This is a genomic window from Moraxella sp. RCAD0137 (assembly GCF_002894025.1).
Lineage (GTDB): Bacteria > Pseudomonadota > Gammaproteobacteria > Pseudomonadales > Moraxellaceae > Moraxella > Moraxella porci.
The window spans coordinates 131,491-148,948 of the sequence record NZ_LTCC01000004.1 but is presented as its reverse complement, the minus strand read 5'-3'; the positions used below and the strand labels follow the sequence as shown (position 1 = coordinate 148,948).

Genomic DNA, 17,458 nt, shown 5'->3' with positions numbered 1-17,458 from the left:
CCTTGATGCAAGTAGATGTACAGCGGGGAGATTTTTTGCTGTGCCAAGGGGTGGATCTGCAGCTTTTTGCAGGGGATATTTGCCATCTGATCGGCGAAAATGGTTTGGGTAAGACGACCTTGATGTCACAGATTGCGGGCTTATTGCCGATGATGACAGGATCTGCGACCATCAATGGCGCGTGCGTATATGTGTCGCATCAGCTTGGGATTAGTCCTGCCTTGACCGTGGGACAAAATCTGCGGTTTTTGTTATCGCTCTACGGTGTAGAGGCGGATGATAAGGTGCTTGAAGGCGCACTTGAGCAAGTGGGCTTGCAGGGCTTGGCGGGTGTCTCAAGCGTACAGCTATCAGCAGGACAGATGCGTCGTGTGGGCTTGGCTCGGCTGTTTGTGCTGGATGCGTCGGATGCACCGTTTTGGCTGCTTGATGAGCCATTGACAGCACTGGATGTGGCGATGGTTGCACGGCTTGAGGCTCGTATCGGGCAGTTTGCTCGTGATGGTGGTGCGGTACTGATGACCAGTCATCAGGCGACACAGGCGACCAACTGCACTTTGGATTTGGCGGAGTTTGCGGTATGATGAATCAAGCGTTTTTGACCATGCTACGCCGTGAATGGCAAATCAAACGCCAAGGGGCGGTGCAGTGGCTATTTCCATTGGTGCTATTTTTGCTGATCATTACCTTGTTTCCGCTTGCCATCGGCAGTGAGCCAAATCTGCTACTTCGCCTTGCACCGTCGGCGGTGTGGATTGCGACATTGCTGGCTTTGGTGATTGGGGTGGATGATTTGTTCCGTGGTGAGTTTGACAATGGTACGCTTGCCCAGATGGTTGTCGCCAAAGCACCGCTATCGGTATGGGTGCTGGCACGGCTGATGGTGCATTGGCTGTTTAGTGCAGGCGTGGTGGCGATATTGTCACTTCTGGTGATTGTGCTGTTTGGCATGGCAACCGGCGATGCACTGGTACTTGCCTTATCCATCATTGTTGGTTCGCCATTGTTGCTTGCGTTGTCGGCGATTGCCAGTAGCTTGACCTTGACACTCAAAAATGGTGCAGTGCTAGTACCGCTGATTGCACTGCCGATGCAGCTACCTGTGCTGATTTTTGCCACAGGTGCGGTGGATCTGCACGCCACAGGGCTCAATGGTTTGCCGACACTGGCACTGATGGCAGCAGGCAGTATCATTGCCATCTTGGTGACACCGTGGGTGGTGGCAAGCGTGCTTAAGATGGCATGGTCGGATTGATGGCTGAATTTGATGGCGGGTGAAGTGCCATATGGCAAGATATCTGAGCAAAAGACTTGCCAAGTGACCAATCTATCAATCCATGCATCTTTTACACCCAAAACTCGCCTTTGGCCACTTGCACCACACGCCCACCGACAAAAATCGTCTGCTCGCCATCGACTTTGAGCGTTAGGCGGTTGGGTCGCCCCATGTCATCACCTTGATGGATGATTTTGGCGATAGGGTATTGATTTTGAAAAATAAAATATGCGCCCAAATTGGCACACGCTGAGCCTGTACCACTATCTTCGACCATCATCCGATTCTGCTCAAAGAACATCCGAGAATGGATGATGTCACCATCACCGAACCAAAAATACACTGACGGCTCATCGGTGGTCTTAAATGGATTATTCGCATTCAATTCACGCAAGCTTGTCATGTCAAGTTGCAGATTTTGTAGTGCTTGACGATTGGATAATTCAATCAAAAACTGCTGTGTACCACTATTGATAAAATAACCACAATCGGCAATATCATCTGCATGAATGCCGCTGGCCCTAGCGATAGCGTCTTTTGAAGCACTGCTTTGCTTGACATGATGGCCTTTGATTTTTATTTCAACACGGTCATCTTGACTAAAGACTTCAACAGGTTTTGCCAAGGTATTTAAGACAAAATGATTTGGTAAATCAGTCTGTTGTCTTAGAATAAACGCACTGCCAAGTGTCGGATGACCTGCCAGTGGCAATTCATAGTTGGGCGTAAAAATGCGTAAATCGGCCACTGCTGACACACCATGCTGATCTGATGGTGGGAAAATAAACACCGTCTCGGATAGGTTGAACTGCTTGGCGATGGCTTGCATTTGCTCGTCATCAAGCCCATCAGCATGGGCAAAGACTGCCAAAGGGTTGCCGCCAAAATGACTTTCGGCAAAGACATTGACCAGATAAAATGGATAAGTTTTCATGAATAAACTTCAATTATTAAAGGCTAATTGCCATCATGCACCCAAGCGATGACAGTCAAAAATCGGCATCGCTTGGCGGATTTTGGCTTGCTTGACAGAGTCAAATTCACCATACACCACAGTATAGCCATCAGTGCCGATGTCGGTTGTGTCACTATCTGCCACGACTTTGCCACTGGCATCTACCATCATTGAATGCCCCCAAGTCTCACGGGTGCTAGAGCCAATTTGATGACTGCCACCTTGGGCTGAGCCAATGATCATGCACTGAGAATCCAAGGCACGAGCCTGTAGCAGCAGTTGCCAATGTGCCTTGCCTGTCTGATAAGTAAATGCCGCAGGGACGGTGATGATATCCGCACCCATTTGGCGAAGTCGCTGAGATAGAGCAGGAAACCTGACATCAAAGCAGATCATCATGCCGATACCGACATGAACACCATCGATCATGCAGTCGGCGACGATGAGTCTGTCACCAGCTTCAAAGGTCTTGCCTTCATCATAGCTGCCCGTGGCGTCATCGACGGTCGCACGAAACAGATGAATCTTGTCATAGCGTGCCTTGATGGTGCCTGCATCATCGATGAGTAGGCTGACCTGTCGCACCTTATCATGGGCGACGGCTGTGCCATTAGGTCTGGTGGGGCAGGGTAGTGTACCTGCTAGGATATGTACGCCATGAGTTTTTGCAAGTGATTGATAAATTTCACAAATTTCATCAAACCTATCAGCAAGCTGGCTTTGCCGACCCATGACGCAGGCATTCTCAGGCAGTACGATGAGCCGAGCGCCCTGAGCGGCGGCATCGGCGATGGCAGTGCTGATGATGCGTAAATTGGCATCAATATCCGTTTGGCTATTGAGCTGAATGCTTGCGATGGTGATGGTGGTCATGGATCGTCCTTGTGGATGATAGAATGTGAAAAATACCTTGCAAAACCGCCGATGATATGCGATAGTACAAGCATACCCAGTGATTGTCATTTTTACTAACAGGCTATGATGATCATTGGGTATTTTTATGGCTATTTTATCGTCTTAATCAGCCACCGCCTACCGCTTGCACGACTTCGATGCTCATACCATCAAGAAGCTCGGTATTTGCTAGGCGAGATTTTGGCACCAATCCCCCATCAACCTCAACAGCAAATCGACCTTGGGTTAGTCCCTGATCTGTCAATAGTTCAAGCACTGTGCTTGCACTCGTTTCAACCGCTTGTCCATTTAACATTAACTGTGTCATAAAAATATCCGTTTTGTTATTTGGTGAATTGATAAGAAACTATCGTTAATTAATTTTTAACAGTTTTGCGAGCAAAGGCAAGCAATAGCCAAGCGATGATAAACAGCGTGCCACCGATCGGTGTGATTGCACCTAGCCACTTGGGTGCGCCCAATGCCATCGCATATAGACTACCGCTAAAAATCAAAATACCGCCTTGCATGAGATATGCTGAGCGATCAGCACGGTATTGGCTGGCTGTGTGCAATACGCCAATGGCAAGCAATCCCAAGGCGTGCACGAATAAATATAGGGTAGCTGTCTGCCAAATGTCGATGGCATAGCTGTCGGCAATTTTTTTGAGTCCATGTGCGCCAAATGCACCCAGTCCTACGCCAATCGCCAAATTGATTGCTGCGATTTTTAGCCAGTTCATCATCATATCATCTGTGATTATCCACTCATGACTTGGCTATCTTGTCATAACTTGTCATCGGTGGATGGCGGTTATTATTTAGTCATTCTCCAAAATCATGCGATCAAGCGTAATGGCTTCTTTGATTTTATCCATCGCATTTTTTTCGATTTGGCGAACGCGTTCGGCGGAGATATTGTACACAGCCGCCAGCTCATGCAGGGTGGATTTTTGGTCGGCAAGCCATCTTTGGGTGATGATGTCTCGTGAGCGATCATCTAGGCTATCCATTGCATCTTTTAGGGCGTTGGTGGTGTTTTCTTCCCAGTCCGCTTCTTCGACCATATCGGCAGGGTCGGCAGCATCTTCCAAGAATAGCTGCGGTGCATAGCGACCATCTTCATCATCCGAATCTTGTGCTTCAAAAGAGGCATCGTAGCTGGTTAGCCGTGATTCCATCTCAAGCACTTGTTTGACGGTGACATTCAGATCATTGGCGATGGCTTCAGCTTCTTCGAGTGTCAGTTGATTGCTGGATTTTTTAAGACTTCTTAAATTAAAAAACAGCTTGCGATGCGCTTTGGTGGTGGCGACTTTGACGATACGCCAGTTTTTGATGACAAATTCATGAATCTCTGCTTTGATCCAATGCACTGCAAAGCTGACCAGTCGCACGCCTTTATTGGGATCAAATCGCTTGACGGCTTTCATCAGGCCAAGGTTGCCTTCTTGGATGAGATCGGCTTGAGATAACCCATAGCCTGAGTAGCTGCGTGCGATATGAATCACAAAGCGTAGATGGCTCATCACCAGTAGGCGCGCCGCTTCGACATCACCATCATTGTAGTAACGCTGGGCAAGTTCCTGCTCTTGCTCGGGGGTGAGAATCGGAATCTGATGCACAGTATTGATATAAGCACCGAGATTGACACCAGGCGCAGCAAGGTGAGTCGGCATCGTGGGGACTAAGTCACGCGTCGGTACTTCATGCTCTGATTTGTCGTGATCGATGATGGTGCGTGGCGAGGTCGGTGCGGCTTTGAAATCTTCGTCAAACTCGTCCAACTCTTCGATCTCATCAGGATCAAAGGCTTCAAAGCCGTCTAGCTCATCAATCAGCACATCTTCCATGTCATAGCTGTCATCATCGTTTGAATACTCATTGTAGTCATCATAGTGACCATCGTAATCATCTGGTGTGCGTTTTGGTGCCATATCATCCACTTATCATTATAAAATCTTGATCTTATTGTACGGCAAATTGTTGATTGTGGCTAGTGCCATCAAGCGAAATCTACCAAATTTTACGCTTGATAAAATTTATAGAAATGTTTTGGCTGCGATTAGTTCGATGAAGATTTGATGATCAAGAAATGATATAGCATGGCATCGTCTTGCTCACTTTGCCATGCATGGACGGTATGGTCATTTTTTTGGCAAAACGCCACCAAATCATGTTGAGAATTTTTGTCCGTGGCGATCAGATACAGTGCATGGCCATCAGCAACCAAGCGTAGTGTCAGCTTGGCTTTGAGTAGTGGCATCGGGCAGGGTAGATGGCGTGCATCAAAAAAATGACTCACCATCGCCATATCAAGACCATGTGTGGCAACAGCTTGTGTGAGTGCTTGCTCAAGTAGTGACTGTTCGGCGGTATCGACGCTGTCAAATAGGGTGTGTGACATGAATAAAATCACCAAATTACCAACAAAATTGGTCAAGATATGGGGTTGATGACAGTTTTTGCAAGTAAAAAATCCGCCCATTTCTGAGCGGATTTGGATGATTTGGATAATCACACCTCTGCATGCAAGCACGCCACCTGGTGAGACTCATTGCCAGCTAGGCTTGGCTTGGTTTGAGCACAAGCGTCGGTGGCTTTTGGGCAGCGAGTGCGGAACACACAGCCTGATGGTGGATTGATCGGGCTTGGTAGATCGCCTTCTAGTAGCTGTACTGACTTGCTCCGTTCAAGATCTGGATCAGGCAAAGGTACTGCTGACATCAGCGCTTGGGTGTATGGATGCGTTGGCTTGTCATAGACCGCTGCATCCGTTCCGACTTCGACAGCGTTACCCAGATACATCACCAGTACACGATCTGAGATGTGCTTGACGACAGATAGGTCATGAGCGATGAAAATCAGTGCCAAACCCATCTCTTCTTGGACTTCTTGAAGTAGGTTGATCACCTGTGCTTGAATCGAGACATCCAGTGCTGACACTGGCTCATCACAGATGATTAGCTTTGGGCGTAGGATCAAAGCGCGAGCGATGCCGATACGCTGACACTGACCGCCTGAGAACTCATGCGGATAGCGGTTGATGACATTGGGCAATAGACCGACTTTTTTCATGATCTCACGCACACGCTTGTCGATTTCTTCTTTGCCAAGCTCAGGGTGGTAAGTGCGTAGCGGCTCTGCGATGATGTCGCCGACGGTCATACGTGGGTTTAAGGATGCCAATGGATCTTGGAAAATCATCTGAATTTCTTGGCGTTTTTTCTTCCAGCCTTTTTCAGATAAGCCTACAAGCTCTTCACCATCAAATAGGATGCTGCCTGATTTGGCTTTGACCAAGCCAATGATGGTGCGAGCCAATGTCGATTTGCCACAGCCTGACTCACCAACGACACCCAAGGTTTCACCGGCTTTTAGATCAAATGACACACCGTTGACAGCTTTGAGTGTTGCAGGTTTTTGCCAAAAGAACGCACCTTTTTGATGGATATCAAAATGCGTTTGTACATCGCGAACTTGTAATAGTGGGGTACTCATGCATTATTCTCCTACAGGTAGATTTGGGTGCTTCCAGTGGCAGGCACGCTGACGCTCATTTGGTAAAAATTGTAGCTCAGGCGGTGTGCTGTGGCAGATATCCATGGCGTATTGGCAACGCTCAACGAATGGACAGCCGACTGGTAGGTTCAGTAGGTTTGGCGGATTGCCTGGAATGGTGGTGAGTCGCTCGCTGTCATTATCTAAGCGTGGTACGGCACCAAGCAGACCGATGGTGTATGGATGAGTTGGATTATAAAAAATCTCTTCGGTCTTGCCATATGCCATCGTACGACCAGCATACATCACAAGGATACGATCACAAGTCCCTGCGACGACACCTAGGTCATGGGTAATCATGATGATGGTGGTGTCAAAGTCACGCTTAAGATCGTTCAGCAGTGCCATGATCTGTGCTTGTACGGTGACATCCAGTGCGGTGGTTGGTTCATCGGCAATCAGCAGCTTGGGGCGACATAGCAGTGCCATGGCGATCATCACACGCTGACGCATACCACCCGAAAACTCGTGCGGATACATACCGATACGCTTGCGTGCTTCGGGGATCTTGACCGCATCAAGCATACGGATAGACTCTTCCCACGCTTGGGCCTTACTCATGCCTTTATGCAATACCAAGACTTCAGACAGCTGATCGCCCACTTTCATAAATGGGTTCAGACTGGTCATCGGATCTTGGAAGATGATGGCGATTTCGTTGGCACGAATTTTGTTGAGCTCATGCTCTGGTAGTCCGACCAGCTCTTTATCACGGAATTTGATTGAGCCTTCGGTGCGACCATTTTTGGCAAGCAAGCCTAGAATCGAAAAGGCGGTTTGGGATTTGCCTGAGCCTGATTCGCCGACGATGCCGAGCGTTTCACCTTGATTGAGTTTGAAATTAAGTCCATTGACGGCAGTGACCAAGCCATCTTCGGTGGCAAATTTGACTTTTAGGTCTGATACTTCTAATAAAGCCATGTAATTCTCCTAAGGCATGGCAAACCATACCTTGTTAATATCCTTAAATCTGTGTCATCGTTTTCTTAGCGGTCTTTTGGATCCAGTGCATCACGCAGGCCATCGCCTAAGAAGTTGAAACAAAACAGGGTGATGGTCAAGAAAATCGACGGTATGAGCAGCTGCCATGGCGATACTTGCATGGTTTGTGCACCTTCTTGTAGTAGCGCACCCCAGCTGGTCATCGGCTCTTGGACACCCAGACCTAGAAAGCTTAGGAATGATTCGAACATAATCATATTTGGGACAAGTAGTGATGCATAGACCACAACCACACCCAAGACATTCGGTACGATATGGCGAGTCACGATTTTCCAGCCCGAAACACCGCCGACATGTGCCGCTTCGATGAATTCTTTGTTTTTTAGGCTAAGCGTTTGACCACGCACAATACGCGCGATATCTAGCCATGACACTAGGCCAATGGCGACAAAGATAAAGATGATGTTACGGCCAAATAAAGTCACCAGCAAAATCACGAAGAACATGAATGGGAATGCGTTTAATACTTCAACAAAACGCATCATCAGCATATCAACTTTGCCACCCAGATAACCTGAAATCGCCCCATAGATAGTACCGAATAATACCGCGACAAAAGCACCAGCGATACCGACCATCAACGAGATACGACCACCGACAGCGGTACGCACGAGCAGGTCACGGCCTAGGTTATCCGTACCAAAATAGTGCTTGGTTTGCATTGATGGTGCTGATGCCATATTTGCCCAGTCGGTATCAGCATAGCCAAATGGTGCAAACATCGGTACAAATGTCACAAATAACGCAATGAGTAATAATACCAAGCCACTGACCAAGGCGGCTTTGTTGCGTGAAAAGCGGCGCCAAGCATCTTGCCACAGGCTACGACCTTTGATTTCTTTGGCTTGGGTCGCGGTTGGTGTGGTCGTTGCAATGTTAGACATAAACAATCCTTATAAAAATATCGCAATCACTTAGTATTTGATTTTTGGGTCGATGATGGCGTACAAAATGTCCACGATGGCATTGAATACAATGGTCAATACGCCAACCAAAATGGTCAAAGACAATACCAAACTATAATCACGGTTCAATGCACCATTGACAAATAGCTGACCAATCCCTGGTAAGCCAAAGATGGTTTCGATGATGATAGAGCCTGTGATGATGCCGACAAATGCAGGGCCGAGATATGAGATGATAGGTAGTGATGCAGGGCGTAGGGCGTGCTTGATGACGATGTGTCTCAGTGGCAGACCTTTGGCACGAGCCGTACGGATAAACTGAGAATTCATCGTCTCAATCATCGAGCCACGAGTGATACGCGCGATACTGGCGATATAACTCAATGACAGTGCCGTCACAGGCAGCACAAGGTTCATAAACGCGCCATCATTCCAGCCGCCAGCAGGGAACCATTTTAGGATCACCGCAAAAATCAAGACCATCAAAGGTGCTTTGACAAAGCTTGGAATTGCCACGCCTGCCATCGCTAAGGTCATCAAACCATAGTCAAAAACACTGTTTTGTTTCAAAGCTGCGATGATGCCCATTGTCACTCCGATGACCACAGCGATGATAAAGGCATAAACGCCAAGCTCAATCGATACAGGCAGCGCATCGGCCAGCAGTCCATTGATGGTGTGATCTTTGTATTTAAAAGATGGTCCAAAATCCCCTTGCAATAACTGCTTAAGATAGTTCAAGTACTGTAGCCAAAGTGGGTCATTAAGATTGTATTTGGCTTCGATGTTGGCAAGGACAGCTGGTGGCAAGTTGCGCTCACCAGTAAAAGGGCTGCCTGGTGCCAGCCGCATCATAAAAAACGAGATGGTGATGAGAAAAAGTAGCGTCGGAATCGCTTCTAAGGTGCGTCTGATAATGAGTTTTAACATGAAAAAACCTCTGTTTTGCCGTTAGGCAAATTCTCCTACAGATATCCATCACCTGTGGGCTGCCACATGGGAGCTTTTCCTTGTGATGGTGGCGCTAGCTTGCCCACACAGCAAGCTGTGTACAAGACAAGTGGTACAAATGTTACAAATAACAAAATTTGTATAAACAAACAAATGTTAATTCTAAAAAAGACAAATGTTTCGCTATTATATCAAAACTTTGCAAAATGATTATGTTTTATTTGAGATATTTTGCGATGGTATTATCATAAAAATTGTATAAAATTGGCGAAAAATGGCTGATATTGCAAAATTTGAGAATTTGTATGCCGATCATGTATAAAAAAACAGCCTGCACGATCGCAGGCTGCTTTGATAAACCATCACGGATTGATGACTCAATTTTTGGCTTGCCATTGATCCAGTGGATCCGTATTGGCATAGTTGCCAACGCGTGGCTTGACCAGACGCACATTGGCATAGTAAAAGATGTTGATTTGGCTGTGGTCTTGATCCATGATGCGTTCGGCTTGTTCATATAGCTTGATGCGATCGGCATCGCTTAAGCCTGCCGCCAGCGTCTGTGCCATCACTTGATCAAATTCAGCTGACTTATAGCGCGTCCAGTTGTTGGTGTTGTTCGACTTGCGTAGGTTTAGGAAAGTCGATGCTTCGTTGTAGTCGCCACACCAGCGAGCGCGTGCCATCTGATAGTTGCCATTGCGGCGGCTGTCCAGATACGATTTCCATTCTTGATTGGTGAGATTGACATTGACAAAGCCAAGCGACTGTTTCCACAGGCTGCTGGCGGCCACGGCGATTTTCTTGTGGCTCTCATTGGTGTCATAAAGCAGATCAAAATTCAGCGGATTTGACTCACTGTAGCCAGCTTCAGCCAGTAGCTGTTTGGCGGTTTCGATGCGGCGAGCCGTATCCCATGCTTGCCACTGTGGCGTGTAGTTTAGATTGCCTTTGATGGCCGTTGGGGTGAATTGATAGGCCACCACTTGACCTTGACCCATCACCTTATCGGCGATCTGCTCACGATCGAGTGCCAATGCTAGAGCTTGGCGGACTTTTGGATCGTTAAACGGTGGTTTTTCGTGGTTAAGATCATAATAATAAGTGCATAGCGTTGGTGCGGTTTTTAGCTCATCGCCATGGTCTTTTTTGAGCTGTTCAAATTGCTCAGGTGGCAGCTCGCTGGCGGTAATGTCGATCTCACCGGCTTGATAGCGCAGTACATCGGTGGTGGCTTGTGGGATTGGCAGCACCGTTAGGCTCTCAAGCTTGACTTTATCAGCATCGTAGTAGCTTGGGTTCTTTTCTAGGACGATTTTTTCGTTGATGACCCATTGGCTTGGCTTATAGGCGCCATTGACGACGATATTGGCAGGATCAGTCCATTTCTCGCCAAATTGCTCAACCGTCGCACGATGCACAGGCTGCACCGATGAATGGATCATCATATCCACAAAATACGGTACTGGCTCAGATAAGGTGATCTCAAGCGTCTTAGCATCGATTGCCTTGATGCCAAGTGCTTCAGACTTGACCTTGCCATCGATGACGGCTTGAGCATTGACAAGCTTAGCGTCTTCTAGGTAGCTGGCGTAGTATGAACCTGTGGCAGGATCGACCAGACGGCGAAAGCTATACACGAAGTCATCGGCTGTCACAGGATCGCCATTTGACCAGTTGGCATCACGCAGCTTGAATGTCCAGACTTTGTTATCGCTCGTCGTCCATTCGGTAGCGATGCCTGGGATCAGATTGCCGTCATTGTCCGTACTGACTAGACCTTCGGAGAATTGACGGATGATATTGGCTTCTTGAACACCTTGAGCCAGATGCGGATCCAGTGTTTCAGGCTCACTGGCGTTATTGATGGTGATGCCGGTGGGGTTGGCGGCGACTGTGGTTGTGTTTTGGTCGGTTGAGCAAGCACTCAAGGCAAAGATGAGGCCAAGAGCCAGCGCGGTGGGCTTAAAAAATTGCATATTTGATTCCTTGTGATTCATAATACGATAAAACTTAGCATCAAGGCAGAAGGGTATGAGCTTTTACCTTGATAAAAAATCATCACCCGCTGCACGAAATCTCAATAGCGCGGGTGATGATCGGATCAGTGCTTGTTAATTTTTAGGTTTTTGACATGCCACTGACCCAACGGATCGACCACAGAGAACCCTGAGACATAAGGCTGAATCAGACGCGGTGAGGTGTATTGGTACACAAAGATGGTGGCAGAGTCTTTATCCAATACCGCTTCGGCCTGTGCATACAGATCGGCACGCGCCTCTGGGGTGACATCAGCGCCGAGGCTGGCATTCATCAGACGGTCGAACTCTGGGCTGTTGTATTTGCCGTTGTTATTCGAGTTGTCTGATTTTAGGGTATTTAAGAAAGTGGACGCTTCATTATAATCAGCACACCAGCCACCGCGCGCCATCTCATGTCTTTGGTTGCGACGCGTTTCCAGATAAGTCTTCCATTCTTGGTTATTGAGCGTCACATCCACAAAGCCCAGCGACTCTTTCCAAAACGATGCGGCCGCGACTGCCAAGGTCTTATGCTGCTCATTGGTATTGTACAGTAGCTCAAACTTCAGCGGATTAGACGCGCTATAGCCTGCTTCGGTTAAGAGCTTCTTGGCTTCTTCGATGCGGCGGGCTTTGTCCCATGATTTCCATTCAGGCGTGTAATTGTTGATGCCTTGGGTGGCCTCTGGGGTGTATTGATAGGCGACCTTTTGGCCTTGTTTTAAGATGCCATCGACAATGATGTCGCGATCGAGTGTCAATGACAATGCCTTGCGCACACGCACATCATTAAATGGTGCTTTGGTGTGGTTAAATTCATAATAATAAGTACAAAGTCTTGGCGGCTCAATGACTTGGCTGCCCAGCTCTTTTTTGAGCTGCGCTGATTGCTCAGATGGCACATCATAAGTGATGTCAATCTCACCTGCCTTATAGCGCTGCACATCGGTCGTGGCTGATGGGACGGCCAGTAGGGTGACTTTATTGATCGTGGTATTGGCATCGTCATAGTATTGTGGGTTGCGCTCAAGGATGATGCGCTCATTGACCTGCCAGCTTGATAGCTTATATGGACCATTGACGACGATATTGGCAGGGTCTGTCCATCTGTCGCCATGGGTTTCGACGGCTTTTTGGTTTACTGGCTTGACTGAGGTATGAATCAGCATGTCAGGGAAATAAGGCACAGGCTCAGATAAGCTGATCTCAAGCGTCTTTTCATCGATGGCGCGTACGCCCAGTTCTTCAGGTTTGACCTTGCCATCGACGACGGCTTGGGCATTGACCACTTTGGCATCCGCCAAATAAGTGGCATATGGCGATGCCGTCGCAGGATCTCCCAAGCGGCGCAGCGAAAACACGAAATCCTGTGCAGTAACTGGCTCACCATTTGACCAGTTGGCATCACGCAGCTTGAATGTCCAGACTTTATTATCCGCAGTCTCCCAGCTTTCGGCCATGCCTGGGATGGTCTTGCCATCGGCATCGGTGCTGGTTAGACCCACGAACATTTGGCGAAGGATATTCGACTCAGGGACGCCTGAGACTTTGTGCAAATCCAGTGACTCAGGCTCGGCGCCATTATTGATGGTGATTTCTTGGGTATCGGCAAGCTCAGTATTGCTGGTGTCGGCTGTGGCTGTGCTTTGGGCGGTGGGGTTTTGAGTGTTTGTGTTTTGGGGATTGTCACCGCCACAAGCAACCAATAAAGTGCCAAAGCCAAGCGTGGCTGCCAAACGAGCTGGTGTTAATAAATTTTTCATAAATTATCCTTAATTAATGAACAAAGATCATCTGACCGCACCAACCAGCAGCATGAGTCTCCACGACTGTTGATGGCATCGATCCAAACTGATAAAAATCATTGAAAATCGGCAGCATCCTGCTTGATTGTTGCTAAAAGCATCATAATGACACTGCATATTGACAAATCGTAACGATGATGTCAAGTGAAATTAACATAAATCAGGTATCATAAATCACTTTTTGATGAAATACTTGATGAGCCGACGACTTTGAAAAACACAGCCAAACATTCGATGCATGCAGTCAGCTTGGCCTGCTTGGGGATCATCGCCTCTGTACATGCTCACGCTGATGACGCCCATGCTGCACAAGTCAATGACGGTACAGGCAGTGCTTTTTATCACTTCTCACAGGCGCCGAGTGCGACAGGCTTTTATGAGACGCACAGAAACACGCAGATCGCTGCTTGGTCGCTGCGCCAGATCCATCAGAGCTTGCCTTTGATTGATGATCCTTGGGTGGTGCAGGTGCTGAGCCAGACAGCCGCTCAAATGAATGCCAGTGTGCGCACCACGCCACTGTATGCGCTGCCTGTAATTTTGGATCACAACATCAATGCCTTTGCCGTGCCAGGTGGGCTGATCGGCATCCATACTGGTACCATCTTATCAGCAGAGGGGATGGATGAGGTGGCAAGCGTATTGGCGCATGAGATCGCTCACATCAGTCAGCGACATTATGAGCATCGCATGGAGAATAATAAGCGACTGCGCGCACTGCAGCTTGGCGGCTTGCTTGCGACCATTGCAGCATCGGCCGCAGGGGGTGGTGATGCTGCTGTGGCGATGATGGCAGGCGCGCAGACAGCCAGTGCCGAATCTGCAGCCAGCCATAGCCGTGAGCATGAGCGTGAGGCAGATCGAGTAGGGATGCAGATTTTGGCGCAATCAGGCTATGATGCACATGCGATGCCACGGTTTTTTGGTAAATTGCAGCGCCAGATCAACATCAACCAAGCCAAAAACGCCTTTATGCCAAGCTTTATGCAGTCGCATCCCTTCACTGCCGAGCGCATGAGTGAAGCTGCTGCCCGTGCGCGTAGTCATCCCAGACCGACCCAAGCGGCTTTGCAGGCGCAGGCGACGCTGTTTGATCAGCTGTATTGGCGTGTCAAATACTTAAGCAAACAGACCAGCGAAACCGAGCTGGTCGCTAATGCCAAGCACAGTGAGGGCGCTCGATTGGCGCTGATGATGCACTTGGCAGATCGCGGACGCGACACAGAGGCGATGCGTGTGATGACCCAAATACAAAGCGACCGCCATGACCCTGCTGTGTGTTTGACCGCTGCACACATTCATACCAAAGCCAAACGCTATCAAGAGGCGCAGCGCATATTATCCAGTTGTCAGGCGATCTATCCTGAGCGGCGAGATCTGCGTTTGGCATTGGCGCAAGCTTATGGTCATCTACAAGAGCCAACGCGTGCATTAGCATTGATCACCGAGCATACCAAAGATGGCTCACACGATCTGATGGCTTGGCAGATTGCTTATCAGGCTTATGAACAGATGGCGCAGCAGGCAGATGATCAGCGCGCCAAAGACATCGCCACCATACACGCGCTTCGCAGTCGCAGCCAAATCGAGCTGTGGCGCGGCCAATATACAGGCGCATTGCAGTCGCTGGCTCAGGCAGAGCAATTGGCCAAATCCCACGAAGCGACAAGTCTGATCGCCATGCTCCAAAAGGATCAAGCCAGCATCCAAAGCGCGCAGAGTTTTAAGCCTTAAGCTGATTGTACATTATAAAAAGATCTGCGCCGACATTGATTATTGACAACATCATCGACAAAAAAATCAGCAGCCGATTGACTGCTGATGATTAGCTTGAGTTATTTGGCCGAAGGATGCTCTACCATGGATTCGAGTCCCTGCGGCTTAATCTCGCTTAGGTGCTTTTTGATGGTGGCAATTGGCAGACCTTGAGAGTCTAGGCGTTTTGGGATGATTTGGCTGCCTTTTTGACCTTTTATTTCAAACATCATAAACAAAAACTCATCCGTCTCATCCCAGCTGGTCACCGCCGACCAAGGAATGCTTGCTGACTGAGTGGCACCGGCGCGCATCTGCATACCACGCATCTGCGGTGACTGTAGCATATCGCGAGGCGCTGGCATCGCCATCACCAGACCGTGTGACTGCACGCCCAGTTGCAGTGTCTGCATCTGCTCGGGCATCTCGGTACTGGCGATTTGTTTTTCGTATTCGCGGCGCATGTACCATTTCATGCCCAAGGTGCGTGCCAAAAGATACACGACCACCAGCACGAGCATCACCCAAAAAATGATGGTCGAATAACCACTGACAAAGACGAGGCCAGCGATCGCGGCTGCTACCACCAATGCCATCACAATCCACTCGGTCGGCTTGATGGACTTTAGGGTAAAGGTGTTGGCGCTTTTTTCAAATAATGATAACTGTGCTGCGCGAAACTCTGCCTCGCTCATGTTTAAGGCTACAGGCTTTAGCGTATATGGATAAAGGGCTTTGGTCATCGTAATCCTTCCAAATTGTCAATCTGACTATATTACCCATTTTTCCCAAAAAAATAAACCAAAACTTAAAATTTGCAAAAATTTTTGGGCAAATTGGCATGAAATGATGAAATTGGCTGAAATTTTGGGGAAAATTTGCTATCATTGGCAAGTATTTATGTGTCATACATAAATTTTTAAACTTAGTAAAAACAGTATAAACTTTACAAAAACATTTTGGGCTGTTAGCTTTGTCAATCACCCAAAATGCTTTGATAGGATTTTTGATATGCTAGACCCAAAATTTTTGCGTGGTAATTTAGACGAACTTAAGGCAAAATTGGCAACTCGTGGCTATGAGCTTGACATCGCTTTTTGGCAGTCAATGGAAGAGCAGCGAAAATCCATTCAAGTAAAAACCGAAGAACTACAAGCCCAAAAGAACGCAGGTGCCAAAAAAGTCGGTGAGCTCAAGCGTAATGGAGAAGATGCCACTGAGCTGATGAATCAGATGCAAGCAGTCTCTGAAGCGATGAAAACTGCCGAAAATGAACTGCGTGATCTACAAGCAACCATCACCAATGCAAGCCTACAAATCCCAAATATCCCTGCTGATGGCGTGCCTGTCGGCAATGATGAAAATGACAATGTCGAAGTGCGTCGCTGGGGCGTGCCAAGAGCCTTTGATTTTGAGATCAAAGATCATACCGATGTCGCCGAACAGCTCGGTATGCTGGATTTTGAGATGGCTGCCAAATTGACAGGCGCTCGTTTTAGCGTGCTAAAAGGGGCGGTTGCTCGCCTAAATCGTGCATTGATTCAGTTTATGCTAGATACACACACTACAAAGTATGGCTACACTGAGATGTATGTGCCGTACATGGTCAATGCCGACAGCTTACAAGGCACAGGTCAGCTACCGAAGTTTGAAGAAGATTTATTCAAACTGCGTGGCGACAAAGAATATTATCTGATCCCGACATCAGAAGTGCCATTGACCAACAGCGTGCGTGACACCATCTTGTCACCAAGTGATTTGCCAATTAAGCTGACCGCACATACGCCATGTTTTCGCTCTGAGGCAGGCTCGGCAGGCCGTGATACCCGTGGTCTGATCCGTCAGCATCAATTCGAAAAAGTCGAGATGGTGCAAATCGTCAAAGCGGATACATCGATGCAAGCACTTGAGGACATGACTGCTCAAGCTGAATACATCCTGCAATCGCTTGAGCTGCCATACCGTGTGGTGCAGCTATGTACAGGCGATATGGGCTTTAGTGCGGTCAAGACCTATGACATCGAAGTGTGGCTACCGTCGCAGGATACTTATCGTGAAATCTCAAGTTGCTCAAACTGTGGTGATTTTCAGGCACGCCGTATGGCAGCACGCCTAAAAGACGGCAAGCAAACTGAGCTGGTGCATACGCTAAATGGCTCAGGCTTGGCAGTCGGCCGTACACTGCTTGCGATTCTTGAAAACCATCAAAACGCTGATGGCTCAGTGACTATCCCTGCTGTGCTACAGCCTTATATGGGCGGTGCGACAGTGATTACTGCATGATTTTGGCTTGATTTATCTTGCCAATGACCAATCAATAAGCCATTTGATAC

General features: G+C 48.1%; 17 protein-coding genes. 4 read left to right on the top strand and 13 right to left on the bottom strand.

The features are described from left to right. The first annotated feature begins 5 nt into the window (after positions 1 to 5). Together ccmA and AZ602_RS05140 are read left to right on the top strand one after the other, a co-directional pair. A complete protein-coding gene (ccmA, locus tag AZ602_RS05145; RefSeq protein WP_227525180.1) occupies positions 6 to 584 on the top strand; it encodes a heme ABC exporter ATP-binding protein CcmA in 579 nt (192 codons plus the stop codon). After that, entirely contained in the window at positions 581 to 1,255 is a 675-nt protein-coding gene (locus tag AZ602_RS05140; protein ID WP_103033999.1) for a heme exporter protein CcmB, read from the top strand. Before ccmA ends, AZ602_RS05140 begins: the two co-directional genes overlap by 4 nt. 91 nt (positions 1,256 to 1,346) lie before the next feature. On the opposite strand, the gene AZ602_RS05135 is transcribed toward AZ602_RS05140, so the two are convergent. From AZ602_RS05135 to AZ602_RS05075, 12 genes are all read right to left on the bottom strand, one after another. After that, positions 1,347 to 2,210: a PhzF family phenazine biosynthesis protein gene (locus AZ602_RS05135; protein ID WP_103033998.1), complete on the bottom strand. Its 864-nt coding sequence runs from the start codon at positions 2,208 to 2,210 to the stop codon at positions 1,347 to 1,349. 33 nt (positions 2,211 to 2,243) lie between these two features. Continuing rightward, positions 2,244 to 3,104 (bottom strand): nitrilase-related carbon-nitrogen hydrolase, encoded by an 861-nt coding sequence (locus AZ602_RS05130; protein WP_103033997.1) that lies wholly within the window; start codon positions 3,102 to 3,104, stop codon positions 2,244 to 2,246. 148 nt (positions 3,105 to 3,252) lie between these two features. After that, positions 3,253 to 3,453, bottom strand: coding sequence for a sulfur carrier protein ThiS (gene thiS / locus AZ602_RS05125; RefSeq protein ID WP_103033996.1), 201 nt, complete (start codon positions 3,451 to 3,453; stop codon positions 3,253 to 3,255). A 49-nt stretch (positions 3,454 to 3,502) separates the two neighbouring features. Then, positions 3,503 to 3,871, bottom strand: a complete 369-nt coding sequence (locus tag AZ602_RS05120; protein WP_103034023.1) for a DUF423 domain-containing protein — start codon at positions 3,869 to 3,871, stop codon at positions 3,503 to 3,505. A 75-nt stretch (positions 3,872 to 3,946) separates the two neighbouring features. Beyond that, entirely contained in the window at positions 3,947 to 4,804 is an 858-nt protein-coding gene (gene rpoH / locus AZ602_RS05115) for an RNA polymerase sigma factor RpoH (protein ID WP_199174091.1), read from the bottom strand. Positions 4,805 to 5,190: 386 nt separating this feature from the next. Continuing rightward, on the bottom strand, positions 5,191 to 5,532 hold the full coding sequence (locus AZ602_RS05110; RefSeq protein WP_103034022.1) for a sulfurtransferase TusA family protein: 342 nt from the start codon (positions 5,530 to 5,532) through the stop codon (positions 5,191 to 5,193). Between the two features lie 110 nt (positions 5,533 to 5,642). Next, positions 5,643 to 6,626, bottom strand: coding sequence for a murein tripeptide/oligopeptide ABC transporter ATP binding protein OppF (gene oppF / locus AZ602_RS05105; protein ID WP_103033994.1), 984 nt, complete (start codon positions 6,624 to 6,626; stop codon positions 5,643 to 5,645). Positions 6,627 to 6,629: 3 nt separating this feature from the next. After that, the gene (oppD, locus tag AZ602_RS05100; RefSeq protein WP_103033993.1) at positions 6,630 to 7,607 is read right to left on the bottom strand and encodes an oligopeptide ABC transporter ATP-binding protein OppD; all 978 of its coding nucleotides are present in this window, start codon (positions 7,605 to 7,607) and stop codon (positions 6,630 to 6,632) included. A gap of 65 nt (positions 7,608 to 7,672) precedes the next feature. Then, positions 7,673 to 8,572, bottom strand: coding sequence for an oligopeptide ABC transporter permease OppC (gene oppC / locus AZ602_RS05095; protein ID WP_103033992.1), 900 nt, complete (start codon positions 8,570 to 8,572; stop codon positions 7,673 to 7,675). A 30-nt stretch (positions 8,573 to 8,602) separates the two neighbouring features. Beyond that, positions 8,603 to 9,523, bottom strand: a complete 921-nt coding sequence (oppB, locus tag AZ602_RS05090) for an oligopeptide ABC transporter permease OppB (protein WP_103033991.1) — start codon at positions 9,521 to 9,523, stop codon at positions 8,603 to 8,605. A 398-nt stretch (positions 9,524 to 9,921) separates the two neighbouring features. Continuing rightward, complete coding sequence (locus AZ602_RS05080; protein ID WP_227525177.1) at positions 9,922 to 11,523, bottom strand: ABC transporter substrate-binding protein; 1,602 nt, start codon at positions 11,521 to 11,523, stop codon at positions 9,922 to 9,924. Positions 11,524 to 11,648: 125 nt separating this feature from the next. Then, positions 11,649 to 13,328, bottom strand: coding sequence for an ABC transporter substrate-binding protein (locus tag AZ602_RS05075; protein WP_103033988.1), 1,680 nt, complete (start codon positions 13,326 to 13,328; stop codon positions 11,649 to 11,651). A 252-nt stretch (positions 13,329 to 13,580) separates the two neighbouring features. On the opposite strand from AZ602_RS05075, the gene AZ602_RS05070 reads away from it, so the two are divergent. Beyond that, on the top strand, positions 13,581 to 15,104 hold the full coding sequence (locus AZ602_RS05070; RefSeq protein WP_146025223.1) for a M48 family metalloprotease: 1,524 nt from the start codon (positions 13,581 to 13,583) through the stop codon (positions 15,102 to 15,104). Between the two features lie 101 nt (positions 15,105 to 15,205). On the opposite strand, the gene AZ602_RS05065 is transcribed toward AZ602_RS05070, so the two are convergent. Then, the gene (locus tag AZ602_RS05065) at positions 15,206 to 15,868 is read right to left on the bottom strand and encodes a YcxB family protein (RefSeq protein WP_103033986.1); all 663 of its coding nucleotides are present in this window, start codon (positions 15,866 to 15,868) and stop codon (positions 15,206 to 15,208) included. A gap of 268 nt (positions 15,869 to 16,136) precedes the next feature. Between AZ602_RS05065 and serS the strand changes: the two genes are divergently transcribed. After that, a complete protein-coding gene (gene serS, locus AZ602_RS05055) occupies positions 16,137 to 17,408 on the top strand; it encodes a serine--tRNA ligase (protein ID WP_103033984.1) in 1,272 nt (423 codons plus the stop codon). Positions 17,409 to 17,458 lie beyond the last annotated feature (50 nt).